This is a genomic window from Lacrimispora sphenoides (assembly GCF_900105215.1).
GTDB classification, from domain to species: Bacteria; Bacillota; Clostridia; order Lachnospirales; family Lachnospiraceae; genus Lacrimispora; species Lacrimispora sphenoides_A.
The window spans coordinates 1-15,179 of record NZ_FOIP01000001.1 but is presented as its reverse complement, the minus strand read 5'-3'; the positions used below and the strand labels follow the sequence as shown (position 1 = coordinate 15,179).

Here is a 15,179-nt window from a genome sequence, read left to right as displayed (position 1 = left end):
GGTGGCAGAAACGATGGAGCATGATGGAGATAATGTGGTGCTTTGCGGCGCCAATTCCTATGAGCAGAAATATTATTTTAACCAGCAGTTTATGAGCCTCCCCGAAAGCATCAAGCAGGATCTTCAAATTATGTGCGTGCTTTATACCGAAGATGTAGGAGGAATCCTTATCATGGAATACGATGAGGATGGCACCCTGGAATTTAAGGTAACAGCAGAGGAGGGGGATTATCTGTTTGATGAGATCGGAAGCGTGCTGAAGATCAAGCAGTACCGGAAAGAGAAAAGAGAACTTCTGGAATCTTTGGAAATGTATTACCGGGTGTTTTATCTGGGAGAAGAATTGGAAGGCGGAGAAATAGATACGTGAAGCTCAGAATTGGAAATTTGACGTTGGACAACAACCTGATACTGGCACCTATGGCAGGAGTTACGGACCTGCCATTTCGTTTTCTCTGCAGGGAGCAGGGCTGCGGTATGGCAGTAACGGAGATGGTCAGCGCTAAGGCAATTTTATATAAAAACAAAAATACAAATGAGCTGCTAAAGGTGGCCGATGGGGAAGGTCCTGTCAGCCTCCAGCTTTTTGGTTCTGATCCGGATATCATGGCGGATATTGCTGCTAAAGTGGAAGAAGGGCCCTATGCATTCATTGATGTGAACATGGGATGTCCCATGCCGAAGATCGTTAATAACGGCGAGGGGTCGGCGCTAATGAAAGATATCAGGCTTGCAGAGCGTATTTTAACCGCTATGGTAAAGACCATTAAAAAGCCTGTGACCGTAAAATTCAGAAAAGGCTTTACAGATGAGGACTGCAATGCCGTGGAATTTGCCAAAATGGCGGAAAGCTGCGGAGTGGCGGCAGTTGCTGTTCATGGCAGGACCAGGGAGCAATATTATTCAGGAACAGCGGACTGGGATATTATAAGGAAGGTAAAGGAAGCTGTCTCAATTCCGGTCATTGGAAACGGCGACGTATTTAAGCCGGAGGATGCAAAGGCTCTTCTGGAGGAAACCGGCTGTGACGGGGTGATGATCGCCAGAGGAGCTAAGGGAAATCCCTGGATCTTTAAAAGGACCCTTCATTATCTGGAAACAGGAGAGCTGCTTCCAGCACCCACCAGAGAAGAGATTTCTAATATGATCATCCGCCATGGTGCCCTGGAGATGGAGCACAAAGGGGAAGCGGTGGCCATGCGTGAAATGCGCGGGCATATGGCGTGGTATACAGCCGGACTTCCTCATTCTGCAAAGCTTAGAAATGATATCAACCAGGTGGGAACCATGGACGAATTAAGGCATTTTGCGGAAGATAGGATCGGAAAATTCCGATCAGAGAAATAGAATAAGGAATAGTTACATTCTTGACATTTTTAGATGTTTACGCTATAATATTTGGAATGCGAATGAGCGAGTATGAAACCAGGAGGAATCAAAAACCATGGTAGACAAGAAAAATATTTTAACCTACGAAGGCCTTAAAAGATACGAGGATGAGCTTCATAATTTAAAGGTAGTCAAAAGACAAGAGGTCGCCCAGAAGATCAAGGAAGCCAGGGAGCAAGGTGACTTATCCGAGAACGCTGAGTATGATGCCGCTAAGGATGAGCAGAGAGACATTGAGATGCGTATTGAAGAGCTGGAGAAGCTCCTTAAAAATGCAGAGGTAGTGGTTGAGGATGAGATTGATTTAGATAAGATTAATATTGGCTGCAAGGTAAAAGTCTACGATGTTGATGAAGACGAAGAAATGGAATTCAAAATCGTGGGTTCCACAGAGGCAAACAGCCTTCAGAATAAAATTTCCAACGAATCCCCGGTTGGTCATGCACTGATGGGCAGGAAAGTTGGAGATGTGGTAGACGTAGAGACACAGTCCGGCGTGATCCAGTATAAAGTTCTGGAAATCCAGAGAGTGTCATAGAAAAATAGCGGTTCGATGAGCCGTCTGGCGAATCGAACTTCCTTAACATAGTTCACAAAGGAGTGCAAACAGGTGGCAGAACAGCAGAATCAAAACCAGAATCAGGTGAAAGAAGAGGACTTAAACCATTTGCTGAAGGTCCGCCGGGAAAAGCTGGCAGAGCTTCAGGAATCGGGAAAGGATCCGTTTAAAGTTACAAAGTACGATGTTAACGTACACAGCGGTGAAATCAAAGAGCATTATGAAGAATGGGAAGGTAAGGAAGTATCCATCGCAGGACGTCTTATGTCAAAGCGCGTGATGGGGAAAGCTTCCTTCTGTAATGTACAGGATTTAAAGGGCAATATTCAGTCCTATGTGGCCAGAGACAGTATCGGAGAAGAGGAATACAAGGAATTCAAGAAGCTGGATATCGGTGATATCGTAGGCATTAAGGGAACTGCTTTTACAACAAAGACGGGAGAAGTTTCCATCCATGCTGAGAGCGTTCTCCTGCTTACCAAGAGCCTTCAGATTCTTCCGGAGAAGTTCCACGGCCTGACCAATACGGACATTCGATATAGACAGAGATATGTGGATCTGATCATGAACCCTGAAGTAAGGGATACGTTTGTAAAACGTTCCCAGATCATCAAGTCCATCCGTGACCATCTGGATGCCCAGGGCTTTATGGAGGTGGAGACACCTATGCTGGTTGCTAATGCAGGCGGCGCTGCGGCAAGACCATTTGAAACTCACTACAATGCTCTTGATGAAGATGTGAAGCTGCGTATTTCTTTGGAACTTTACTTAAAGAGACTGATTGTAGGCGGTCTGGAAAGAGTTTATGAAATCGGACGCGTTTTCCGTAATGAAGGCGTGGATACCCGTCATAACCCAGAGTTTACTTTAATGGAATTATATCAGGCTTATACCGATTACCACGGCATGATGGATCTGGTAGAGGATTTATTCCGGTCAGTTGCCCTTAAGGTCCTTGGAACGGCTGTGGTGAACTATGATGGTGTGGAAATTGACTTATCAAAGCCATTTGAACGCATTACCATGGTAGATGCTTTAAAGAAATATAAGGATATTGATTTTACCACCATTCATACGGATGAAGAAGCTAAGGCTCTCGCAGACCAGTATCATGTGGAGTATGGGGCACATCATAAGAAGGGCGACATTTTAAGCATGCTTTTTGAGGAATTTGTTGAAGAGCATCTGGTACAGCCGACCTTTATTATGGACCATCCGGTAGAGATTTCTCCTCTTACCAAGAAAAAGCCTGATGATCCAGATTATACGGAGCGTTTTGAGCTGTTCATTACAAAGCGTGAGATGGCAAATGCTTACTCTGAGTTAAATGATCCTCTGGATCAGATCGAGCGCTTTAAGGCTCAGGAAGCACTTCTTGCAGCTGGAGACGATGAAGCGAATTCCATGGATGATGATTTTGTAAATGCACTCATGATCGGTATGCCTCCTACTGGCGGTATTGGTATCGGTATTGACCGGTTTGTTATGCTGCTTACGGATTCTTATGCGATCAGGGATGTGTTGTTGTTCCCGACGATGAAGAGTCTCGACAAGTAAAAACCTAATAAAATCAATAGTCTACAAAGGTTTTTTCTTGAAAAATAGAGAGTTTACATCAAATATACATCAAATAGTTAATTTGATATAAGCCGGAATAAAGCTCTACACGTTTATGTAAAAAATATCAGTAATTGATTCATACAATATAATATAGCAGAATTGCTTGTTATTTGGACATTTCCTTAAAAGGAAGTGTCCTTTTTTTGTTTTCAATTTGAGAACAGGGAAGTGAACGAAAATGGATGAACTTAAAATAGCAAAAAAAGAAGCCCCCGCCAAGAGACTTCCTTAAAGGACAAAACTTCAATGAATCCATCGTCGTGACATTGGTCACATGAATCACTTTGCCCTAATGCAAAAAAGTATATCATGTTTTTGTCTAAAATTCAAGAACTCATTTTAGAAACGGATGGCATTTCATCTATATTAATTTTGATAAGAAGGGAGTGCACTATGATCAAAGTTCATCGAAAAAAAAGAATTCGATTGCTGAATGAGCTAGAAGATCTGGAAAATAAACGTAAACTATTTCAGCGGGAACGATATGAGGATGAGGAATCCGGAGAAAACCAGATTGAAGATACTTCTTTGCAGTTACGAGAGCTGGAAAGAAATATTGAGGATATTGTTACTTATTTACATGAGAGATTATAGTAACTGTGGATGAATGTTAGGATTTTTAAGAAAGGAATAGGTATGAAAGAAAGCATTAAATCTGAGAGGAGAGGGGACATATGGTAAGAAAGATTGATCGATTAGGAAGAATTGTGATTCCGATTGAGATTAGACGTAAGTTGAAAATGTCTATAGGAACGGCATGTGAATTTCGTGTAAATGGAACAGAGCTGATTTTAAAGTGTTCTGATAATATCGTACAAGCCGTAAATAAAGTAAGGAAAATAGCAAAGGAAAGACAAGGAATTTGCCCTTATTGTGGTAATGAATTAATGGAGCGATTTAACAGTTCTTGCTGTGGGAATTGTGGTAATAAAATCATTTGGAGTGAAAAAGTGGAGGAGGATGTCTAATATGTGTAACAATATTAAAAATACTATCAAAGCAGGGATTTTCAATGTTATCAGCATTATCAATAATAAAGGTGGGGTAGGGAAAACAGCAACAACCTTAATTTTGGCAGAATTATTAGCTTATCTGGGATTCCGGGTATTAGTTCTTGATCTTGACGGTCAGAGTAATGTTTCTCTAACATTACATTCTTATGTAAAGGAATCTCTTAGTAGTGTATCAGGAAGGACAGCACCAGAACAGGAAAACATCTTTGAGGTGTTTGTTGATCGATTAAAAGAAAAAACAGAAATTACTAGACTAATTAAACATACCAATATTTTAGGCGTTGATATTATTCCGTCAAGTAACCGCTTTAATAATATAGAAAAGAATTTGGAAGACTGCTATAAAAGCCCATTTATTCTCAGTAAGGCTATTAAAGCAGTAAAAGAGGATTACGATTTTGTCCTCATCGACAATTCTCCAAGTATGAATTTTTTCACACTAAACAGTATTGTGGCAAGTGATTATATAATAACTCCTGTCCGATCGGAAGATTATTCAAAAAAAGGTGTAGTGGAAATATTGGATAAACTTAATCAGATCAAGGATGAGTATGATTTGGATAATGTTAAATTTCTGGGAGCATTTTTGACACAAGCTGATAGTCGAACCAATGTATATAAGGAATGTGTTCAGGAATATAAAGATGAGATTGCAGATAAATTTTTCAATACCTGTATTAGAAGAGATACAAAGATAGAACAAATGCAAAAGAAGCATATCCCTATGTTGCAATTGAGTAACGATAGCAATGCACTGATTGATTATTGCAATCTTTTACTGGAGATGGACATTTTACCAGATGAAGCAAAAGAAAAATTGATAATGAGCATAAGTGCGTAATAATGAAAGGGTAAATGAATAATGGGAAAATTTAATAATTTAAATCTTGATGGAAAAAATCCGGCATTCACTAAAGCAGATGTGCAGAGCAAAGAAATGGAGACTAGCAAAGAAAATGTGGATAGTTTTCAGCCACAGGCGGGTTTACATGAGCTGGTTAAGGCTGTGGATTCATCGGAGCAGTCCAATAAGGCATTTAACTTCAAATTTATTCCACGAGAGAAAATCGTATTCAATAAAAACAATGATTTTGATATGGATGAAGTTGAAAGTCTATCAGCCAAGCTTTTGGAAGATGGTTTATTACATAATTTAGTAGCATTTTATGATGAGGATACAGATAAGTATATTCTGGAATCTGGAGAGAGAAGGTTACGCGCTTTTGATCTGGCACATGAACGTTTTAAAGACTATGAAGATTCAGAGGATGTAGAGTATCTTTCCTATGTAGAGTATATTAAGGAATTTTATATCAATGGTTTTCCTGTAAATGTAAAAAAAGCTAAATATCAAGACGAGCCGGAGCTGTCCAAAGTAGATGAGATTGATAGCAATCTAAGAAAATATACAGCAAATATTGATGTCCGTACTTTTACACCGCAACAACGAGCCGAGTACACACAAAAAGTACGTACTCTGATGGAAGAAAAAAACTTGCTATTGTATGGAGGCAATCCCCCTAAAGTGACACAGGCCCAGGTTGCTGAGGCAACAGGGATAACAGAGCGGCAGATTCGAAAATATGAACAGATTCAGGAACTGATTCCAGCACTGAAGGCAGAATTTGAACATGGAAATCTAAGTATTAATAAGGTGCCGACAATCGCAAAAATGTCTGAGGAGGAACAGCTTTTATTTCTGGATTTCCTGCAGAGAGAAAAAAATGCTGACCCAGCACAGGTAAAATTGTATATGGAACGTGCTGAGAAGGCTGAAACAGAAAAGCGGCAGTTAATAGAGGAAAAAGACCAAATTGAATCAGATTTAGATACCCTTCGTGCGAACCGAGATGATGATATTGACAGAATCCTAGAGGAATCCAAAGAACGGGAAAAACAAATCCGGGAGGAGATAGCGAAAGCTGAGAAAGAAAAAAATGCTGACCGAATTATACGTTTACAAAATGAACTTGCTGAAGAAAAGAATAGTGCTAGCCGAATGATTACAGATACAAATAACCGCCTAGAAGAAGCGCAGGGAGCATTACAAGAGGCGAAGCAGCGTATCCAGGAGTTGGAGAACCAGGAACAGGATACAGCGCAAATGGAGGAGTTGGAGGAGTTATTACGTATCCAGACACAACTGGATATGAACTTTTCTTTTCTGGGAAATCTTTGTAGTAAGCTAATCGCAAATATTGAGAGCTATAAGGTATTGGCTAAAGTAGAAGATATTAAACATGTTTCTGAAATGACACTCAGTATGAAGGAGCTGAAAAAGCTATTAGCCTTAATAGAATCATGAGTTGATTCGAATTCTGATTGTGTTAGGTTTAAGTGTTATATGGTCAGTGTGGGTTTTTATGTATCAGCACATACAAGATCCGATGCAATTTATAAAGCTAATGTGTTGAATTAGGATTTTCCGGAGAATCGAGGAAAGGATACCATGGGTAATACAGAAGTAAAGAGAAAAGCAATCCCTAAAAAGATACGAAAAAAGGTCTATGAAAAATATAATGGGCATTGTGCCTATTGCGGCTGTGAAATGGAACTTAGTGAAATGCAAGTCGATCATGTGGAATCCTTGTACTGGTATGGAGGAACTGATGATCTAAGCAATTTTATTTTGAAACAGAAAAATGAGACTTGCTAATTGAAAGGAAAATTTATAGATGAAGAGAATAATTACAATACTACTTAATTTGATAATCATTTTATCTATTACAGGATGTACGTTGGAAGAAAGTGGTGTGACGTTGGAAAATGAAACAATCGGTACAATCGGAAAAGATATGACGATTGAAAGTCGGGAAGAAGAAATGACTGACCTTGAAACAAACCATACAATTGAATTTAAAGATATCAGTTTGAAATTAAAACCTACATATTCAATTGAAACTTCAAGGGCTAAAAACTGGTTGTTTACACAATCTTCATCTATAAAATTGTCTCTTTATATAGATGATGTTCCAGAAGGTATTGATGTTATGACATCTCAGGTGTATAGCGATATATCATTGCTGTCTAAATATGCAAAATATAATGGTATTAGGCAAGACAGTCTCAATGTTGAATATTATTCCTTGCCTACAGGTGGAATAAGTATACAAAAGTCAGAGCCTTATACAATTCCATTTCAAGTAGAAGCTGTTGATAAAAGTGAAACATTTTACTACATGTATAATGGATATGGTTCATCTTCTTCGAGCAGAATTACTGAATCGCAATTAGCAGAAAATGTACAAGGGGCAGTATTAAATGTTGTATGGACTATTCTTATAAGAGAAAATCAAACAGGGGATTTTTACATAAAAACTATAAATGATAGGGTGGGAATTCCTTACAATCGAGTTTTGGATAAAGCGAATTAGTATTTGATTGAATAAAAGAAAGGGGCCAGCCTCCAGCTGGGGTAAGGGTATACCAGGCTTCTTGAAAAGATGGGATTAGAAGTATTTGATAATTATGCCTGTGATGGTCAGATGGAAATACCATTGCCGAACAGTTTCATAAATGCCGATTGCAAAGATGTAATGAAACTATATCCAGATAATTATTTTGATTTGGCTCTCTGTGATCCTCAGTATGGTTTGAAGGAACATGGAGGAAAAGACAGGAGCGGATTTGTAAAGCAGAAGAACGGCAGTAAAATTTATGTTAAAGATGGGAACTATGAAAATCGAGGCTGGGACAACGAACCTCCAGACAGCGAATACTTTGACGAAGTGATAAGGATATCTAAGCATCAAATCATATTCGGCTGTAACTACTTTAATTATCCTCTTGTCGGAGGCCGGATCATTTGGGATAAATGCAACGATGGAACTGATCAGTCAGATGCAGAGATTGCCTATAACTCCTTCAATAATAGGGTAGATATATTCCGCTTTATGTGGCGGGGAATGATGCAGGGAAAATCTATTGAAGAGGGATGGATACAGCAAGGCAATAAGAAGCTGAATGAAAGGCGGATAACACCTACTCAGAAGCCGGTGGCTTTGTATAAATGGATTATGCAAAAGTATTTAGAGCCAGGGAATATACTCATTGATACCCATGTCGGGAGTGCTAGCAGCTTAATAGCCTGTGAGGATATGGGTATCCAGTATGTGGGGACCGAAAAGGATATTTACACCTACAACATGGCAAACAAAAGACTGCAGGAGCACAAGGCACAGTTCGATATATTTCACTATGGAGTGGAACGGTGCTGATCCACAATTTATATTTATAAAGGAAAACTTATGTCAAATTATGATTTGGAAAAATTAAGAATTAAAATAAAAAATCAAGAGGAATTAGACGCAGATGAGGCCTTATATCTAATGTTCTGTACAGACGAACCAGTTAAAGTGACTGTTGATGAAGATGTTATTTATGAGCGAGATTAGTTAGTAAATTAGGATTTGGAGGAGGAACAGTATGGAATATCAGTTGAATATGTTTACCTCAAAAGCAAGGTTGGTGAGAAAAAATCAGTATGAAGTTTCTCACTGTACTAATTGCGGCTGTCTAGTTCCGGAAAGAATACTGATTGGGCTATGGCCGCATCTACAATATAATATCCGATATTGCCCAAATTGTGGTGCCGAATTTGAGGATATCAAAGAGAATGATTATTCGGCCTTAAAAAAGGGGTGGTATTGGGAAATGCATTCTTTTGATGGTAAGTTTTAGTTGAAAAATTTTAAATTAGTATTTGATGGAGGTAATAGAGTAATGGATAACAGATACTTATTCCGCGGAAAGCGGACTACTAACGGTGAGTGGGTTATAGGGAACTATTGTTATAGCCCTGACTTTCCAATAACTATATTCGGAGAAGATGAGTATGGAAGACATGGAATAGAAGTTGACCCTGTTACGGTCGGACAATGTACAGGCAAGCATGACATATCGGGCAAGGAAGTATTTGAGGGAGATATAATTGAAAGCCATCAGGGGAGCCAGATATTGGCTATTGTAATGGTTATAAGGTATGGTACATATGAAGCATATTGCCCAGCAGATGGCTGTTATATGGATAATGTGGGATTTTATGTAGAAGCTGTTGGGTATCCACAGATGCCGTTAGGTCCGTTGGAAGATTATGCGAAAGTAATCGGTAATATATTTGAAAATCCGGATTTGATGGAGGAAAAGAAGGAATATAAGTGCATAAAGGAAATGGGATTACTAATAACAGATGAAAATATCAATCCCAACGAGACATACGAAACGGTATCTGTTGGTTCTATTTGGGAATTAGACGTAAGTGCATATAAACTGTGTGGAGAAGTTTATATGAGGCGTATTGATGGGATTAAAGCGTTTAAAATTAATATAACAGAGTCGGATTTAGAAAACTATTTTGAACTAGTAAACTGATATTTCACAGAGCTGCGTCTCTGATCTAGAAATTTAAAAGGAGAGAAAAAACATGAAACTGAAAGAACTTATGAATGTATTAACAGATGGGGTAGCCTGTTTTTCAATTTTACCATATTGCGAAGAATACAGAGAAGGCTTGGATAGATTAAAGGAAGAATCATGGTATACAGAAATTAAGGACCGGAATGTGAAGTGTATAGTAACAATTGGAGGTGGCATGTACGATGTAGAAACATGTATTGAACTGGAAGAAAATTAGGATTTTCGATAGAAAGAAGGTGTGAAATGGCTGATAGTACGCAGAAAACAGATGATTGTGAATGTATCTATTGTCATCATGTATTTAATGGGAAAGAAGCCTGCAACTGCAATATGGATACCAGCGTTGTGGAGTGTCCGAAATGCGGTAAAGAAATGGGTGTTAGTTTGTCTATTGAGTATTTATGTTATTCAATAGATTAGGATTAGAGGAGGAACGATGAACTGTATTAGCTGTAGATTTTATGATATGAATGATCAAATTAATGCTTTTGGTACATGTGAGCCACAAGGTGATGATTACCATTGCACCCATGAGTGTAATCTATCTAAAAAGCAGGTAGAGGAAATAGAGTCACTCACAAATCATAAGCAGACTGATAAGCGGTCTTATTAGGATTTTGAGGAGGTGCGCATGAAACAAGGAGAATTGACGAAAGAGATAGCCAGGGTTAGAAAACAGACAGAAAAAGCGTCTTGTCTCAAAGATGAACTTTTCAATAAAATTCAGGGAGTTTTTAGTCTCATGGATGTGCCTTATGCGGGTGTAAATGCAGATAATCTCTATGATGCTCTTAACTGTTTTATTGACTACGGCGAAGGAAATATTGATGATATAGCGCTAACTATTAGTCGGTTAAATTAGGATTTTATGGAGGTAACTTATGAAGATAGCAAATACAACAAAAATTGAAATAGAGATATCGTCAGATGGTAATGTGTTTTTAAAACATGATGGCATTGAGGAGGATCATGGGACTTTTATTTCTGTACCAATATCTCCAGATCGTGTCGGGCTTATCGTTCAACATTTTATTGAAGAGCATAACTTGATGCCGCAGGCGAATTAGGATTATCCGACAGAACCGGAGGGAAGGGAAATATATTGTCAAGAGGAAAAAAATTATTTGATGATTTGAGACTTTTACCAGAAGATGAACAGGTAAGATTACTTGCAAGAATGTCACATGAAGATTTGGTCACCATGTGGAAATATTATTCAGAAATATGTCGTTTTAATGAAGATCATAAAATAGGTGATCGCTTAGTGTCTATGATGTGTCATCGGTATGTTGATTTGGTTAGTGATTTAGGTAAGTAAACTGAAATTAGAAGGGTAAGTACATATGGATTTAACTTTAATATTATTAATAGTACCGATGATAATGTTTGTTCTCACAATAATTGTTGTAAATTGGTTTAAGGATGAATTGGAGGAAAGTGATAGATTAAGATTAATTATTAGGGCGATAATATTTGTCATTATATTTGGGCTTGCATACATATCTTTGCACTTTAATTAGGATATTAGGATGAAGAAAAAACGATTATTACTTTTGGGGCTGATTTTATCATGTCTGGCAGTAGCTGTTTTTTGCGGCTGGAATTTTTATCAGGAGATGATACCCAGAGTTCAGGCAGAGCAGGTATACAACAAGATAAGAGAGCGTGCTTTCCATGAATCCGCCGCTGTAATGGAGTATGATAAGGATATTATGGCCGTGAAAGTATATACAAGAAAAGGACCGAATTTTGGGATATTGTTACAATGGAATCCGGATATTGCAGGATGGATATGGTCGCCGGGATCAGATATTGATTATCCTGTTGTACAGGGATCAGATAATAATTACTATCTGAATCATATGGTGGATGGTGAGCGGAGCATCATAGGATCAATCTTTATGGAAAGCCTGAACCAGAAAGAGTTTCAGGATGATGTGACTATTCTATATGGCCATCATATCAGAGGAGGGCAGATATTCTCTTCCCTTTCAGGTTATAAGACACAAAGTTATTATGAGGAGCATCCTATTCTGTATTTGTATACTCCAGATCAGGATTACCGGGTAGATTTATTTGCTGGAGAGATACTGGATGGTCAGAAAGGATCATTTCCAATAATATTTGAAAGTACAGATGCACGGGAGAGCTGGTTGAAAAAGCTTTTGGTTTCTTCGACATTTAAAAGTCCGGTTGCAGTAGAAGAACATGATCGGATATTGGTGCTTTGTACATGCTCTTATGAATATAACAATGCCAGATATGCAGTATATGGAGTTTTAAGTGATATGGAGGAAGAACAGGATGAGAAATGAGTGGGGGGGCTGACCCAGGGAGAAAAAACAGTAGATCCGGAAGAAGAGGAGAGAAGCCTTTTGTAGGATCCGTTTGAAGATGAGGTTTACAATGGACTGTATCATTTTAAAGGTGCAGTTGCAATGGCCGGAGATGTATAATATCCGCACATGAAAAACAGAGATAAGTGGGTGGGACGTTATGATAACACAAACAGATATTATTAAATTTGAGGAACATTCTATATATGCATCAGGCTATGGCTTTGCTCCTAAATTTTTAACACAAGATACTGAACTGTCAATAGCTGCGAAAGCAGTATATTTATACTTTTGTTCATTAACAGGTGGAAATTATAGTGTATATCCGACTCGTGCACAAATATTGAATGACTTGGGCATTGGTAAGGATAAATACTATGCTGCCATGGAGAATTTAACAGAGCAAAATTACATACATATTAGCAAAGAAAAAGCAACAGCTAATAAATTTGAACATAATATTTACCATTTGAATCTTAATCCCAAACGATATATGATTGATGATAAATTATCTGGTGATACAATAGTCGTGGAGGGGCTTCTTTCTGGTGGCTCCGGGATGCTTAGTTATAGAGTTATGAAAAGCAGAGCCATATCCTGTACCGAAAAAGTGATATATGGTTATATTGTATCATTTATGGGGGCTGGAAACACAAGAATGCCTGCACGTGAGGAAATACTTGTACATCTGGGAATAAGCGAAAAGACATATAAAAGGTCTATTGCCAGATTGAGTGCGTTGGAATTAGTAAAATATTCTCATGTACGGGACAAACTTGGCCGTGTTACAGGTGGCAGATATGAAGTCATATTGACACCCACAACATGGACAAGTGTAACAGATATTCCTCTGAAAGAGCAGGATGAATCTGTAACTGGGGATAGGCAAACTGAACCATGGGGTCAAACTAGGGACACGCAAACCGAGCCATGGGGTCAAACTGGGGACACGCAAAATGAACCATGGGGTCAAACTGGGGACACGCAAGCCGAGCCATGGGGTCAAACTAGGGACACGCAAAATGAGCCATGGGGTCAAACTAGGGACATGCAAAATGGAGCCATGGGGTCAAAACAAGGACACTACCATAATAATAATATTTCTAGTATTTATAAAACCACTACTACTAAAGACATTAATGAATTATTAATTCAGAAATTAACCAGTAAAACAAATGAAGATGTTGTTGTGGTATTTGAGCAATATATAAAATCTTCGATGGACAAGCTATGCCTATCTGATCCGGAACGGATGGTGATAGAGTATATTAGTGAGCTGTTTATTTTTAATCAAGGGGTGAAGAGTAAAGGGCTGGAACGGACATATGAATACTTAGAATCAAAGACTGTGAGAGCGATTGAAGAAAATAGTTTTACGAAAACAATAAATCGAATTGTTGAGCTTTATGAACAAAGCGAAGAACCAATATCCTATCCTCAGGGCTGGGTGCAATCTGTTTATGCAAGAATTATAGGTACCACGCAATGGGACATTACTCCAGGTACAAAAAAAAGACTACCAAAATCTCTAAATGCCTTTCAGAGCTTTCCGCAGCGAGAAACGGATTATGATGCATTGGTGCTTAAACAGATGGAATTTTGAATAAATGAACCAGAAAGATAAGGTTTTTGGTATGAAATCAACAGTATTAACAGGATTTGGTCAACTTTGAGTTGAAATAACAAAAAGATATGTAATATAGTTGTTAATCGAAAATAACTAATATATAATAATTTTGAAAGGAGAACGATAGAAAGACAAAATGCTTATTTTGTCGCATTGCTGTTTGAACTAAACTAAAAAAAGGTGGTGAATATCCAATGGGATCATCATTTAGTACCTCAAACATAAAATATTTATCAACGGCAGAGTACAATGAATTAATTGATGTAATTAAAAAAGTTGATACGTCATCAAAATTTCACTCACGAAATCTAACTATTTTTTTGATTGCTGAATATTGCGGTCTACGTGCCAGCGAGATTGGTTTAATTGAAATTACAGATTTCAATGTGAAAGATCAGAGTATTTTCTGTCGAAGGTTAAAAGGAAGTGTGAGTAATGTTCTGAAGATTGTTGATGAACGGGTATTTTATGAATTAGAGAAATATTATCAAGAAAGAATTAGAACTCCCTTCACCAGTAATTATTTATTCCCATCCAAAAGCGGCCGGCCAATAAATCGCAGAACTTTAGATATTCTGATGAAATTTTATTGTAGTTTCACAACAATAAGTCAGGATAAATGGCATTTCCATACACTCAAGCACACCCGTGCCATGGAACTTATTGCCATTCCTCATATCGACGTGCGGGACGTTCAATGGTGGCTTGGACACAAATATATCAGTAACACAATGATATACCTCAATTATTCTATCGAGGCCCAAAAAGGGCTATACGATAAAATCTCAAACAGCAAAAGTATAATATAAGCATATAGCAATTACTTTCTATCTACACGATTATGAGGAATACGAAAACACAAAAAAGCAAAAGCAGCTGCAGTTTACCTGAGTTACATGTTCGCCTAGTAGACGATGATCACAAACAAATAAAAGCCATGGCGGAGGAACAAGGAATCAGCAAAGCGGAGATGGCTCGAAGAATGTTACATGATGCAATAGCTACTGACGCTGCGGAACGTGGCCTTGATATAATTACTACAACACTTAGGAGAACACTTCGTTCAGAATTTGATGGGAAATTTAAAGAAATAAAAGATCTTGAATACAAAGCACTAAGTACGGCGGCAACTGCCCAATTCCTACTACTCAAATCCATGCAGTACACCATGAGTGGCCTTAATGAAATCGAGTTCAGGGAACTTTATGAAGCAGCTCGTA

General features: G+C 38.3%; 22 protein-coding genes and 1 pseudogene. All 23 read left to right on the top strand.

Translation table 11 applies throughout. The features are described from left to right. Positions 1-13 precede the first annotated feature (13 nt). Positions 14-370: a DUF6145 family protein gene (locus BMW45_RS00100; protein WP_092246034.1), complete on the top strand. Its 357-nt coding sequence runs from the start codon at positions 14-16 to the stop codon at positions 368-370. Continuing rightward, entirely contained in the window at positions 367-1,347 is a 981-nt protein-coding gene (dusB, locus tag BMW45_RS00095) for a tRNA dihydrouridine synthase DusB (RefSeq protein WP_092240015.1), read from the top strand. The genes BMW45_RS00100 and dusB overlap by 4 nt, the downstream gene beginning before the upstream one ends. A 97-nt stretch (positions 1,348-1,444) precedes the next feature. Next, positions 1,445-1,927, top strand: coding sequence for a transcription elongation factor GreA (gene greA / locus BMW45_RS00090; protein ID WP_025231851.1), 483 nt, complete (start codon positions 1,445-1,447; stop codon positions 1,925-1,927). A gap of 72 nt (positions 1,928-1,999) precedes the next feature. Next, positions 2,000-3,496: pseudogene (gene lysS / locus BMW45_RS00085) on the top strand (lysine--tRNA ligase); the annotation flags it as partial. 465 nt (positions 3,497-3,961) lie between these two features. Continuing rightward, on the top strand, positions 3,962-4,162 hold the full coding sequence (locus tag BMW45_RS00080; protein ID WP_092240013.1) for a hypothetical protein: 201 nt from the start codon (positions 3,962-3,964) through the stop codon (positions 4,160-4,162). An 80-nt stretch (positions 4,163-4,242) separates the two neighbouring features. After that, entirely contained in the window at positions 4,243-4,536 is a 294-nt protein-coding gene (locus BMW45_RS00075; RefSeq protein WP_092240012.1) for an AbrB/MazE/SpoVT family DNA-binding domain-containing protein, read from the top strand. A 1-nt stretch (position 4,537) separates the two neighbouring features. Then, positions 4,538-5,422, top strand: a complete 885-nt coding sequence (locus BMW45_RS00070; protein ID WP_242882843.1) for a ParA family protein — start codon at positions 4,538-4,540, stop codon at positions 5,420-5,422. 21 nt (positions 5,423-5,443) lie between these two features. Continuing rightward, positions 5,444-6,886, top strand: coding sequence for a ParB/RepB/Spo0J family partition protein (locus BMW45_RS00065; protein WP_092240011.1), 1,443 nt, complete (start codon positions 5,444-5,446; stop codon positions 6,884-6,886). Positions 6,887-7,030: 144 nt separating this feature from the next. Next, entirely contained in the window at positions 7,031-7,237 is a 207-nt protein-coding gene (locus BMW45_RS00060) for an HNH endonuclease (RefSeq protein ID WP_143056998.1), read from the top strand. Between the two features lie 19 nt (positions 7,238-7,256). Then, positions 7,257-7,955 carry a hypothetical protein gene (locus tag BMW45_RS00055; protein WP_092240010.1) on the top strand — a complete coding sequence of 233 codons (699 nt, stop codon included), beginning with the start codon at positions 7,257-7,259 and terminating at the stop codon, positions 7,953-7,955. Between the two features lie 69 nt (positions 7,956-8,024). Further along, the gene (locus tag BMW45_RS00050) at positions 8,025-8,798 is read left to right on the top strand and encodes a DNA methyltransferase (protein WP_242882842.1); all 774 of its coding nucleotides are present in this window, start codon (positions 8,025-8,027) and stop codon (positions 8,796-8,798) included. A 30-nt stretch (positions 8,799-8,828) separates the two neighbouring features. Further along, positions 8,829-8,975 (top strand): hypothetical protein, encoded by a 147-nt coding sequence (locus tag BMW45_RS27660; protein ID WP_166433250.1) that lies wholly within the window; start codon positions 8,829-8,831, stop codon positions 8,973-8,975. Positions 8,976-9,006: 31 nt separating this feature from the next. Then, a complete protein-coding gene (locus BMW45_RS00045) occupies positions 9,007-9,261 on the top strand; it encodes a hypothetical protein (RefSeq protein ID WP_092240009.1) in 255 nt (84 codons plus the stop codon). Between the two features lie 42 nt (positions 9,262-9,303). Beyond that, the gene (locus BMW45_RS00040; RefSeq protein WP_092240008.1) at positions 9,304-9,951 is read left to right on the top strand and encodes a YopX family protein; all 648 of its coding nucleotides are present in this window, start codon (positions 9,304-9,306) and stop codon (positions 9,949-9,951) included. A 52-nt stretch (positions 9,952-10,003) separates the two neighbouring features. Then, on the top strand, positions 10,004-10,213 hold the full coding sequence (locus tag BMW45_RS00035) for a hypothetical protein (protein WP_092240007.1): 210 nt from the start codon (positions 10,004-10,006) through the stop codon (positions 10,211-10,213). Between the two features lie 26 nt (positions 10,214-10,239). Further along, positions 10,240-10,416, top strand: coding sequence for a hypothetical protein (locus BMW45_RS27655; RefSeq protein ID WP_166433249.1), 177 nt, complete (start codon positions 10,240-10,242; stop codon positions 10,414-10,416). A gap of 211 nt (positions 10,417-10,627) precedes the next feature. After that, positions 10,628-10,858, top strand: a complete 231-nt coding sequence (locus BMW45_RS00030) for a hypothetical protein (protein WP_092240006.1) — start codon at positions 10,628-10,630, stop codon at positions 10,856-10,858. Positions 10,859-10,877: 19 nt separating this feature from the next. Next, positions 10,878-11,063, top strand: coding sequence for a hypothetical protein (locus BMW45_RS00025; RefSeq protein WP_092240005.1), 186 nt, complete (start codon positions 10,878-10,880; stop codon positions 11,061-11,063). A gap of 35 nt (positions 11,064-11,098) precedes the next feature. Further along, positions 11,099-11,314 carry a hypothetical protein gene (locus tag BMW45_RS27370; RefSeq protein ID WP_143056997.1) on the top strand — a complete coding sequence of 72 codons (216 nt, stop codon included), beginning with the start codon at positions 11,099-11,101 and terminating at the stop codon, positions 11,312-11,314. A gap of 211 nt (positions 11,315-11,525) precedes the next feature. After that, positions 11,526-12,311 carry a class B sortase gene (gene srtB, locus BMW45_RS00020; protein WP_092240004.1) on the top strand — a complete coding sequence of 262 codons (786 nt, stop codon included), beginning with the start codon at positions 11,526-11,528 and terminating at the stop codon, positions 12,309-12,311. Between the two features lie 181 nt (positions 12,312-12,492). After that, positions 12,493-13,935 (top strand): helix-turn-helix domain-containing protein, encoded by a 1,443-nt coding sequence (locus tag BMW45_RS00015; RefSeq protein WP_092240003.1) that lies wholly within the window; start codon positions 12,493-12,495, stop codon positions 13,933-13,935. Positions 13,936-14,153: 218 nt separating this feature from the next. Then, positions 14,154-14,768: a tyrosine-type recombinase/integrase gene (locus BMW45_RS28305; RefSeq protein WP_092240002.1), complete on the top strand. Its 615-nt coding sequence runs from the start codon at positions 14,154-14,156 to the stop codon at positions 14,766-14,768. Positions 14,769-14,941: 173 nt separating this feature from the next. Next, positions 14,942-15,179: hypothetical protein (locus BMW45_RS00005; protein WP_143056995.1), on the top strand; the 238-nt coding region annotated here is incomplete at its 3' end.